This window comes from Bacteroides sp. (genome assembly GCF_030151085.1).
In the GTDB taxonomy this organism is placed as follows: Bacteria; Bacteroidota; Bacteroidia; order Bacteroidales; family Bacteroidaceae; genus Bacteroides.
This window is the reverse complement of sequence record NZ_JASLER010000045.1, coordinates 1-11,779: the sequence shown is the minus strand read 5'-3', so window position 1 is coordinate 11,779 and position 11,779 is coordinate 1. Positions and strand designations below refer to the sequence as shown.

Here is an 11,779-nt window from a genome sequence, read left to right as displayed (position 1 = left end):
CCGATTTCGCATCCACGTATACCTGCTTCCAAATAGAGTTCCACGGTTAAGGTTTGTGCGGGAAATTCTTCTTTTGGAACATGAGTCAATACTTTGGGCGCATCTACAAAGATGGCGTGTCCACCTGCCGGACGTTGATAGGGAATATTATATTCATCCAGCTTTTTGGCTAGATATTCCACTTGCCGGATGCGGGTTTCCAGATTGTCAAATTCGGTATTCTCGTCCAGACCGATGGCAAGTGCATTCATATCACGGCCATTCATGCCACCGTATGTCAGGTAACCTTCATATTGCACACAGTAACCTTTGGCGCCTTCGTACCAGTCTTTCAGATGCGTAGCTATGAAACCGCCCATGTTGACTATTCCATCTTTCTTGGCACTCATAGTCATACCATCTGCAAAAGCAAACATTTCACGGGTAATCTCTTTGATACTTTTATCTTGATACCCATTCTCTCTCTTTTTGATGAAATAGGCATTCTCGGCAAAGCGGGCAGAGTCAAATAAGACCGGTTTGTTATATTTCTCGGCAATGGCTCGTACTTCACGCAGGTTTTGCATGGAAACGGGTTGACCGCCGGCAGTATTATTGGTAATGGTAACGATAATAAACGGTATTCTTTCTCCAAACTCCAGTAAAGCATTTTCCAGTTTGGCAGGATCGACATTGCCTTTGAAAGGTACCTCAAGTTGCGTTTGTTTGGCTTCATCTATTGTACAATCTAAAGCTATGGCTTTGCGCCCTTCAATATGTCCTTTAGTCGTATCGAAATGGGAGTTTCCCGGAACAATATCTCCTTCGTGCACTAAATAGGAGAAAAGTACATTTTCAGCAGCCCGTCCTTGGTGGGTGGGGATGACATATTCAAATCCTGTGAGACGTGTGATAACTTCTTTGAGATTAAAGAAAGAAGAAGCGCCGGCATAACTCTCGTCTCCCAACATCATGCCTGCCCATTGGCGGTCGCTCATGGCTCCTGTACCCGAGTCGGTGATAAGATCGATATAAACTTGTTCCGATTTAAGTTGAAATACGTTGTAGTGAGCTTCTTTCAGCCATTGCTCACGTTCTTGGCGGATGCTTTTACGGATAGGTTCCACCATTTTAATTTTCCATGATTCGGCAAATGGGATTTCCATGTTCTATACTTTTAAGGATTTGACAATAGGTCAGTAGATAAAACCTTTTTCTTTTGTTTTATGTGCCGAATATAGTTATTTAATCAATAATAACCAATTGTTTTGTGACTTTTTGAAAAGTAAATGTCCGGGCGAAATCACTTCGACCGGACATCATTCAAATAAACTTGGCAGAGTTTATTTATCTTTTTACTTTCTCTGAATTAGGTTTGATGAATGAAATGATGGACGAATTATCCAGCTCATTAGACTCAACGCTTTTTCCTCGAAAGCAATGATAATACATGCACGGCAGGTCTTCTGACTTGTTTCTGTTACAGGCGCCTTCCCGGACAATATCCAGTGGCATAAGTAATGTCTGCAACCATTTATGAAACTTACAGCAGCGGGACTGTTTAGGATTCACACCTAATTCCCTTTTAATCGCCACTTCCGAAAAGAAGTGATGAACCAATGCGTTGCAAAGATAAGAAAAAAAATGAGAATGCGTACAAAAAACGACATCATCTCTTTCCAATATCTACGATTGTCTTTAATAAATGCTGTTTATAAAACAAACTGTATTATGTCTTATTTCCCTTTTACATTTGTCGCGTAGACTTGCAAAATGGTGGATTCCGAAAAGCCATATATTGAAAAGAGTAGGAGAAATTTATAAACGAACAAGTATGAAAGATTTATTGAAATTTAGAGTTAAAGCGTTTGCACTAATAGCGATACTTTTGCTAAGTGTTGTAGGGGGGCTATCGGCGAAAAAGATTGCAATTATTGATGCAGGAAGTTCTGGGTCGAGATTGTATGTATATGATATTGATGTTAATACTAAAGTATTAACAGTTTTGTATCCTATTGGCGAGGTACAGAAAGCCGCTTCAAAAGGGGATACATTATCCAAGATTGATAATAACCAAACAGCAGTCACTTCTTTTTTGACTACAATGACAAGTAGATATAAGGTCCCAGAGGATGAAGCGATTGATTTATATGTTTTGGCAACTGCTGGGATGCGGTTGGTAAATGGTGTAACTGCAAGTGAAATTTACGATAAGATGGGAAGAACATCTCTCACGGGTTATGAGTTGAAAGGAGCCATGACCATTTCTGGGCAATATGAAGGACTTTATGCATGGATAGCGGCGAACTATAAAAATGGAAAGTTGAGATGGACCGAAAGTCGATGGTCTTTAGATGGTACGTATGGCATTCTAGAAATAGGAGGGGCATCTATGCAAATAGCATTTATTGCACCTGGTCATCATTCGAAAAATTGCATTGCTCATAGTAAATTTGGTCAAATTTACAGTAAAAGTTATCTTGGCGGCGGGGCAGATCAAGTTTTTGAGAAAAATAGTCCTACACCACAATCTTATTTTGGAGTAATTTTGGACGATATTGAAGGCATGTTTTCCTCAAATACTGAATTTATCGGGTTGGGAACTCCAATAAAAGTAGCGTCTGAAAAAGCACTTGGCCTATCTTGTACAGCTCTCAATCGGTATGTAAGTACAATGAATAGTAGCAATCATATCGATACGCAAGCGAACTATCATCCAAAGATAAATGCTGAATATATGATGTATGTGTTTAATGTATGTGGATTGGATGAAAAAATTAAATTAGCAGAAAAGATGTCCGATTGGACCGAAGGGGCAGCAATAGACATTGTTATTAATGGTAAGCAGCCGGAACCGTTTAACTATCCTCCTGCTATTCCCAACTAAAAAGTCAACACCTATAGCTGCAACCTCTCACTTTTATCTCTGTGTGAGTTTACGCAGCTATAGGTGTAGCTTTATCCAAAATACTTCATTCATTATTAATTTACCAGATGAACTTTATTTTTCTTTCGCCAGTGTAAATACAAACTCCAATCCTCCGCCCTGATTATTTTTAGCTGAGATGGTTCCGCCATGAATGATAACTGAGTTCTTTACGATTGCCAATCCTAATCCTGTTCCGCCAAGTTTTCGTGACCGTCCCTTATCTACCCGGTAGAAACGTTCGAACAAGCGATTCAGATGTTCCGGGGTAACACCCACTCCTGTATCAGCAAAACTGAAATAGTAGAAGTGCTCATCTTCGCGGAAACAACTAATATTGATATGTATATCGTTGCCGGCGTATGCTATGGCATTATCCATAAGATTACGGAAGATGGAATAGAGTAAAGAGTGGTTTCCTCTTAATTGTATCTTTGGCTTCAGAGAATTGACTACTGTGATATGCTTTTCTTCTAATTCCAAAGAAACTTCATTGACAATGTTGGTAACCAATACGCTAATATCTACTTTTTCCATATCGATCATGTTGGCGGCTTCGTCCATTCGGGTCAATACGGAGATGTCACGCAATAATCGGCTTAAACGGTTGCTTTGTGCATAGCAGCGTTCAAGGAAGGTGTGTAATTTCTCTCGGGGAATATTATCATTGTTTACAATAGTTTCCAGATAACCTTGTATGCTGCTAACAGGGGTTTTTAATTCATGAGCGATGTTTTGTGTCAATTGCCGTTTCAATCTTACCTGTTCTTCTTCTTGTGTAATGTCATTGATAGAAATCTCAAAACTGAGATCCTGAAAAATGATACATTCCACGATGAAGATACGACCATTCTTGTTGATATTGATAGACATTCTCTTCTCTTCCCTATCAGTAGGACGCTTTTGAGCCTTACTGATAAAGTCGGTAATCTTCTGGAACTCGCAGATAGAGAAAATTTCTTCAGTAGTCTGCAAATTAGAGTCTGAAATGAGGTTGCTATATTGCGTAAACAGATTATTTACCAATATTTCTTTTTTATCTTTCGTAAATACCCCTAAACCTTCGTGGGAAGTTTGTAAATGGGTGATGAGTTTTTCACGTTCAATATATAACGCCTCTTTAGTCTCACGCAGGCGCTTATATATCTGAATAATATGTTGCGATATTTCTCCTAACTCATTGTGTGGAAATGCAGATTGTATGTCCATCTCAATCGGCTCATTTTTATCTGCCCGCTTAGCAAACTCACGTAATTGGGTGATAGAAGTTCCTAATTTGGATGTGAATTTGTAGAAGATGAATATTAATAGCAGCGTTACAATAAGAGTAAACCAAAGGTAATGTGGATCGGCTGCCAGATTCTTCATTAAATTTACGTTATAAGGCAGGGCCGAGCGAATAATATAGTCATCATAAACTGTAGCAGAATAGAAGTAGGGCATACCGGTAGTTTCCGATGTACGCCTGACATCGTATCCTTTACCATATTTCAGGGCAGTTTGTACTTCAGGGCGTTTAATGTGGTTGGCCAGTTCGTGATTACTTTTGTTATAGCTATCAAACATTACATTCCCATGCAAATCTACTACTGTGGTACGAATGTCCTTGTTTTTATAATTGGAAATATAGGTATCCAGCATATTTTGCCGCATGCTATCAGGAGTTTCCTGTAATTCCTGATGCAAACGCTCGTTGTAATCCTGTAGCTGCATATTCAGCAACTCTACCTTATATTCTTTTTCACGTTGATACTGGTAAGCAATGAAGCAGATGGCAAATACAAGGAATAATGAGATAACCGAAAGAAATAACTTCCGGCTAAATGATAAGAAATGAGTATCTTTATTCGGCTTCGAAGCAGTATCCATATCCTAAACGAGTTACGATGCATTTACCATATATTCCAATTTTCTTGCGCAGGCGGGTGATATTTACGTCGATGGTACGATCCAGTACATAAACTTCGTCACTCCAGATGCGGGCTAATATATCTTCACGAGAAAAAACACGTCCTTTGTTTTGCAGTAGCAACAATAAAATCTCAAATTCTTTTTTCGTAAGGGGTGCTTCTTCTCCATCGATGCTTACCTTCTTTTTAACAATATCCAGTACCAGCAATTGGTAGACAATTTGTTCCGGTGCTTGTTGAGTTTCAGTTTGTTGTGTACGACGTAACACTGCTTTAACGCGTGCGGCGACTTCACGCAATGAGAATGGTTTAGAAATATAGTCATCAGCTCCCAGGTTGAAGCCTGTAACTGTGTCGTTTTCTGTATCTTTGGCAGTGATAAAGATGATGGGCACTTTGGCTGTCTTCTTATCCTTTTTAAGTATACTTGCCATCTTAAAACCGGAAATTTCTCCCATCATGACATCCAATAATAATAAATCATAGCTGCCAATGTCCATTTTTAGAGCTTCTTCGGCAGAATTAGCCATATCTACCTCGTAGCCTTCATTCTCAAGGTTGAACTTCAAGATTTCACATAAATCTTCTTCATCATCCACTACTAAAATCCGGTAATCGTTCATTGCATTATTATTTAATGTGATAAGGACAACAATTCTCTCGTCACAAAGTTAAACTTTATTTCTTTTCTGCGACAAAGTTGCGGCTAATTTGTTACGATGTAATGAAACAAGTGTTACATTTCGGTTACGGATTAGAATAGTGTATTAAAACAATAAATGATAGGATAAAGGGACGTAAAATAGCATCTAATTATTACCTTTGTGTAGAAAAACAGGCTGATTGTATGAAAGAACTTATAAATATGGGTAAAGGATCTCATAAGTGGCGTTTACCGATCATAATCGCAATATTGGCATTAGTTGTGGTTGGCTCTATATGGTTGAATTCGGCACCTTTCCGTTCCGGTTTCGAGATTACGGATGAGTTGGGCGGGAACATTTTTCCATCCAGTATACTTTCAGTTGCTACAACTGATGCACAGGTTATTGTACCTGTTGATTCTATGTATGTAGGGAATCCGAAATCCTGCATTGCAGTTCGTATCCGTTCAGGTAAAGCCTATAGTAAGGTGCGGGTAGAAGTAGCTGAAACACCATTTTTCTCCCGCTCTGTATCAGAGTTTGTATTGGCAAAGCCGAGAACGGAATATACCATATATCCTGATGTGATTTGGAACTATGAAGCTTTAAAACAAATAAACCAGGCAGAACCTATAAGTGTTGCAATTACAGTGGAGATGAATGGGAAGGATTTGGGGCAGCGGGTTCGTACTTTTTCTGTTCGTAGCATTAATGAATGTCTGTTGGGATATGTTTCCAATGGAACGAAATTCCATGATACCGGCATTTTCTTTGCGGCATACGTCAATGAAGAGAATCCCATGATCGACCAACTGTTACGTGAAGCGTTAAATACCCGTATTGTAAATCGCTTTTTAGGTTATCAGGCAGGAAGTGCTGATGCGGTAGATAAACAAGTTTATGCTTTATGGAATGTATTGCAGAAAAGAAACTTCCGATATAGTTCGGTGTCCAATACCAGTTTATCCAGTAATGTAGTATTTTCGCAACGTGTGCGTACGTTTGATGACGCTTTGGAGTCTTCGCAAATTAATTGTGTGGATGGCAGCGTATTGTTTGCTTCTCTACTTCGTGCGATTAATATAGAACCTATTTTGGTACGTACCCCCGGACACATGTTTGTAGGATATTATACTGATTCCAATCATAAAGATATGAATTTCCTCGAAACGACCATGATTGGCGATGTGGATCTGGATGATTTCTTTCCTGATGAACAGCTGGATTCTACCATGGTGGGTAAATCACAGAATCAGATGTCGCGCATTACTTTTGATAAGTCCAAAGAATATGCTAATAAGAAGTATAAGCAAAATGAAGCCGGCATTCATTCCGGTAAACTGAATTATATGTTTTTGGAAATTTCGAAGGATGTAAGAAGAAGAATTCAGCCGATAGGGAGATAAGAGATGATAAATAAGCAGCCGATTCTCGCGAACCGGCTGCTTCATCATCATCTATGAATGAAGACTGTTAGAGTCTTCGTCATTTTCAATAGTTATTTGATATAGCTATAGTATTCTTCGTCGGATGCACAATCCCACCAAACCGGGCATGAATTGATTGTCAACTCTAGAGCTTCTTTATTAGATGCTTTTAGATTATTTATATTATAGTCTGATTCAAGACTTGCCTGTTGAAAACGACGGAACCAATATCTGCTGTCCGAAGGATTATCCGAAGTAAAATGGCGACCACTTTCAGCATCAAATTCAGCAGGACGGTCGAAATCGACATATACTACACCGTAATCTTTGATATTTCCGGCACCGTAATTGAATCGTCTCATATCATTCCAGTTTTGGATAGAATAGGAGCATGCAATGAATTTTTGTTGCATTATCTTTGCCATAGTTAGTTCTCCTTCAGTCTGTGCAACGGCTTTGCTAGCAAGGAATGCATCTATTTCTTCTGCTGGAATAATCTGCTTTCCATAAATACTTTGGTCGTAATTTGCCAGCTTTTCATTCATTAATTCCATGTGAGCACGAATACCTTTTTTATACTCTTGTAGAGCTTGTCCCTTTTGTCCTAAGCGGAAATAGCATTCTGCTTTCATGAAGCAAACTTCCGGATAACAAAGCAAATGTCCCGGAGCATCGGCCCGTGTATAGAAAGTACCGGTTGAGATGATACGTGTGGTTTTACCATTATAACGATTAGCGATATAGCGGTCGTCTTTTGGATCGCCAGGTGAAGAAGTAATCCAACTTAAGTGTTCAGAATAAATAGGAACGTAGATGGAATCACCTTTGCGTGCTTCGTCGGTAGTACCAGAGGCCCAAATGTCTCTGACTGGGTCTAATTTGGTTCCATTCAAGAAGTTGATGGCAGTTTGCTTATCTGAGGAAAAAACATCAAATGTAACGGGACCTCCAGCATTGCGGATGTTACTATATAAGTCAACCCCCACTGTACGTCTATATTCCAACTCGCCGTTCTTGTTTAGAAATTGTCCGCTTGGAACAAGTAGATTTGTGCGTGGGTCGTCAACGGCACTCCCCCCTGTAAATGTATTTGTCAGCAAGTCTAAATACCATTTGGTAATACGTGAAGTAGTATTGGCTAAATTACCAAACTGCAATGCCTTTATCCCACTTTCTTGATCTAAGTTTGAATTTCTGTAATTCATAATGGTTCCGTCCTCATTGGATGCTGCTGCCTTAGCTAAGATATCTAGCGTTGCTTGCGGACTAAAATCAGCTTTTTTAGATGCATTCATCATCCATCGTGCTTTCAGTCCATATGCCAGTTTAAGCCATTTTTGTACACTACCACTGTTCCATGTATCGCCGTCTGCGAAGGCTTCAGCAGTTTCAGGCTGTTCTTTTTGGAAGTTTTCAATAGCTTTGTCAATCATTTCCATACATCCTTCATAAATGGCTTTTCCATCATCATATTTAGGAGTGATGTTGGCTGTAAGTGCTTCTGTGTAAGCCATCTCTCCATATAAGTCTAGCATTGTCATGAAGCCCCATGCATGAATTAATTGGGCTGCGCCTACATAGTGCCATGCTTCTTCTGCTTCAGCTTTAGCCAATAAGTCAGGTATATTTGAAGCTGTATAAATGAACCATGACTGATAGGGCCATGTACATGAAGCAGTTGCCGGTCGCCACTTAACAATATAGTCATTATAAGCAGTACCACTGGTTTTTACTATATTACCTGTGATCCAGCAACCTCTTGTACCGGATGATTCATAAGCATCTACAAAATTAGCTTGAATGGCGCGTAGGCGTAAAGCAGCCGACGGAATCGTGCTGTTTGGATTATCCGGATTATTATTTATATCCAGATAGTCTGTGCAAGAACTTATGCCAAGAGCGAATAATGCACTCAAACAAATATATTTAAATCTTTTCATAACTTATTCTTTTTAATTTGTTCTATTCTACAATTCAGATTTAGAATGTCACATTCAAACCGAATGACATTCCTGCTGTAGCAGGTACACCGCAATATTCAATACCTACGGAACTTGAACCAATTGCACCCGAACCGGCTGCGCTTGTTTCAGGATCCATTCCTTTATAATTGGTGAAAAGCAGTAAATTCGTTCCTGTAACCGTAGCGGACAATCCTTTGATAAACTTTGTCTTTTGGAGCAGAGTTTTGGGGAATGTGTAAGTCAATGCAATTGAGCGTAGACGTAACCAACTTGTATCAGTCATATAATTCGTTGATTCCAACGTGTAACTGCTTGTCCAATAACTACGGATAATGGATTTTCCACTAAGTGCATTTTCCGAACCGGCAGGAACTTCTTGCGAGTAGTCGTTTCTATTATAGAATTTGTCGGCGCTGAAAGTATAGGTTGCCGGAATATATGTTTCTTTACCCTCAGCGTCTTTACCATTGGTAACCACGCCTTCTACTGTTAAGTTTTCACGGTTTGCGCTTCTCATACTCATACCGGCAGATGTCATGAAATAATCTGTACCATTATAAATATCACCGCCAATGCGGAAATCCCACAACATGGAGAGCGACCAATTCTTATAGGTAAGCGTGTTATTGAAACCACCCAGTAGCTTTGGTTCACGGTTACCTAATTCATAGGTCGTTTCATTATTGGAGGTCGGCATACCTGTCTTTTTATTCAGGATAACGTTTCCTTGGTCATCTCTTGACCACTTGGAGCCGGAAATAGCCATAAAATTACCGCCATTAAAAGAGGCTGCCTTTGCATTACCTACCTGTACATCGGTTACATAAAGAATATCCAAACCTTGTAATAGATTGTTTACCTTGCCACGGTTACCAGAAAGGTTCAATGTTGTTTCCCAAGTAAAGTTCTTGTTCTGAATAGGGGTACCGGAAATAGATAATTCCATACCTTTATTTTCAATATCACCTGCATTTGTCGTCATGAAAATATATCCTGTAGTCTGGCTTGTGCGAGGACTAAGCAACTGGTTAATACTCTTGTTTGTATAATATGTAAAATCAAATCCGATACGTCCTTTTAGGAATCTCATTTCCAAACCGATCTCAGTAGACTCTGTTTTTTCAGGAATCAAGAATGGATTGCCATGTGTCCAGCTGTTCTGCAATCCGTTTCCACCAATTGTAATAAAAGGAGGATCAAGGTATGTATTGGTTACATAAGGATCGGCATCTTTACCAACGCGAGCCCATGAAGCACGGACTTTACCATAAGAGAGTATGTTGTTTTCTGGTAATAATTCAGAAAAAACAAAAGAGCCGCCTACAGAAGGATAGAAGTAAGAACGGTTATCTATTGGTAATGTTGAAGTCCAGTCATTACGACCTGTAACTGTTAAATATGCGATACTCTTATAACCTACTCTGAACTCACCATATACACCCATTAAACGTTTACGGCTGTTGGCCTGGGCCATACTACGGTCTGTTTCGGCTGTATTATTGATAGAGAAAAAATTATCTACTACGAAGTTCCAACCCATACGGCGGTTTGTGGTTACTTTGGTGTCTTCTACTGACTGTCCTACCAATAAATTAAGATCGAAATCTGAAATTTTCTTATTGAAATTCATCATGAAGTTTGATGTCAAGTATTCATAGACACGGTCACTCTCGGACAACATACCTTTTTGCCATAAAAGCTTCACACCTGATTCTGGCTCTATTAAGCGTTGGGTGTTGGTAGTGTAACGGTCTGTTCCGGCTGTATATGAGATCTTCCACCAATCAAACAAGTCAAGTTTCAGGTTGACATTGCCAGTGAAACGTGTTGTTTTATCTTTCACTTGGTTTTTGTTTACAATCCAGTTCGGATTGTCAATATCATCGGCTAATAGTTGATCGGGAAATAAGCGGTATTTGCTCCCGTCATCATTCAACCAATGGGACATATTCTCATTTCTCGGCCAACGGTATACAGAATTCATAGCACCTGTTCCACCTGATTCGTAAAGACCACCACTTGTTAACGATTTATCAGAATTTGCAATAGAGTAAGCTATGTTGGCACCTACGGTAAGTTTACCATATTTTTGCTCGCCATTAAATCGAATTGTATTTTTGGTATATCCGGTTTCAGGGATTATACCATCTTGGTTGAAACGAGAGATAGAAAGGTAGAAATTATTGTTTTTCCCACCACCGGCAATGCTGACATTATTATCCCAAGTTAGACTGTTCTTGAAAAAATCGCCGACATTGTCATAAACTTGCTCGCCTGGTGCAAATTTTTCACCCCATGAGTTCAATACTCCTAAGTCAGTAAAGATGCCAGTGTCACCAAAAGTACCACGTTTATAAGTACTTTGTTGTTCTGGCAAACGATTAACCCAACTCGTACTCAATTTAGTAGATAGATTAACTTCAACTCGTCCTTCTTGTCCTTTCTTGGTAGTGATGATGATAACACCGGCAGCGGCTCGTGAGCCATACAGTGCAGCAGCGGCAGGACCTTTCAATACAGACATGTTTTCAACATCTTCCGGATTAATATCCATAACGCGGTTGCTATATGTTGAGTTTGTGGATTGTGCGCCGTCAAAGCCTGAGTTGCCACCAATATCCACACCATTATCATAGACAATGCCGTCAACGATAAACAGAGGTTGGTTGTCTCTTTCCAGTGATGTTCCACCGCGAATGATGATACTTGCACCTGCACCAGCCGCACCACTACCTTGGGTGATATTCACACCCGCAATTTTACCATTTAAAGAATTAATAACATTAGCGTTTTTATTCTTTAAAAGTTCTTTGCTGTTTACATCCTGTACAGAATAACCTAATGCTTTCTTTTCTTTTTTAATACCCATAGCGGTTACTACCACTTCGCTCAATGCTTGTGCATCGTCTTGCAGAGTTACAGCATAGGA

7 protein-coding genes and 1 riboswitch are annotated in these 11,779 nt (G+C 39.5%); of the genes, 2 read left to right on the top strand and 5 right to left on the bottom strand.

Annotated features, from left to right (window positions below; genetic code table 11):
- Nucleotides 1-1,145 (bottom strand): tryptophanase (locus tag Q1W14_RS08470; protein WP_300700688.1); only part of this gene is annotated, 1,145 nt, incomplete at its 3' end.
- 272 nt (nt 1,146-1,417) lie between these two features.
- Nucleotides 1,418-1,615: riboswitch (cobalamin riboswitch) on the bottom strand.
- 198 nt (nt 1,616-1,813) lie between these two features.
- Here Q1W14_RS08470 and Q1W14_RS08465 point away from each other — a divergent pair.
- Entirely contained in the window at nt 1,814-2,866 is a 1,053-nt protein-coding gene (locus Q1W14_RS08465) for a hypothetical protein (RefSeq protein WP_300700687.1), read from the top strand.
- Between the two features lie 114 nt (nt 2,867-2,980).
- Here Q1W14_RS08465 and Q1W14_RS08460 read toward each other — a convergent pair whose 3' ends face one another.
- Both Q1W14_RS08460 and Q1W14_RS08455 read right to left on the bottom strand, forming a co-directional pair.
- Nucleotides 2,981-4,774, bottom strand: coding sequence for an ATP-binding protein (locus Q1W14_RS08460; protein WP_300700684.1), 1,794 nt, complete (start codon nt 4,772-4,774; stop codon nt 2,981-2,983).
- A complete protein-coding gene (locus Q1W14_RS08455; RefSeq protein ID WP_300700682.1) occupies nt 4,749-5,438 on the bottom strand; it encodes a response regulator transcription factor in 690 nt (229 codons plus the stop codon). Before Q1W14_RS08455 ends, Q1W14_RS08460 begins: the two co-directional genes overlap by 26 nt.
- A gap of 224 nt (nt 5,439-5,662) precedes the next feature.
- Here Q1W14_RS08455 and Q1W14_RS08450 point away from each other — a divergent pair, with 224 nt between their 5' ends.
- Nucleotides 5,663-6,865, top strand: a complete 1,203-nt coding sequence (locus Q1W14_RS08450) for a hypothetical protein (RefSeq protein ID WP_300700680.1) — start codon at nt 5,663-5,665, stop codon at nt 6,863-6,865.
- Nucleotides 6,866-6,957: 92 nt separating this feature from the next.
- Here Q1W14_RS08450 and Q1W14_RS08445 read toward each other — a convergent pair whose 3' ends face one another.
- Nucleotides 6,958-8,826: a SusD/RagB family nutrient-binding outer membrane lipoprotein gene (locus tag Q1W14_RS08445; RefSeq protein WP_300700678.1), complete on the bottom strand. Its 1,869-nt coding sequence runs from the start codon at nt 8,824-8,826 to the stop codon at nt 6,958-6,960.
- Nucleotides 8,827-8,866: 40 nt separating this feature from the next.
- Nucleotides 8,867-11,779 (bottom strand): SusC/RagA family TonB-linked outer membrane protein (locus Q1W14_RS08440; protein WP_300700676.1); only part of this gene is annotated, 2,913 nt, incomplete at its 5' end.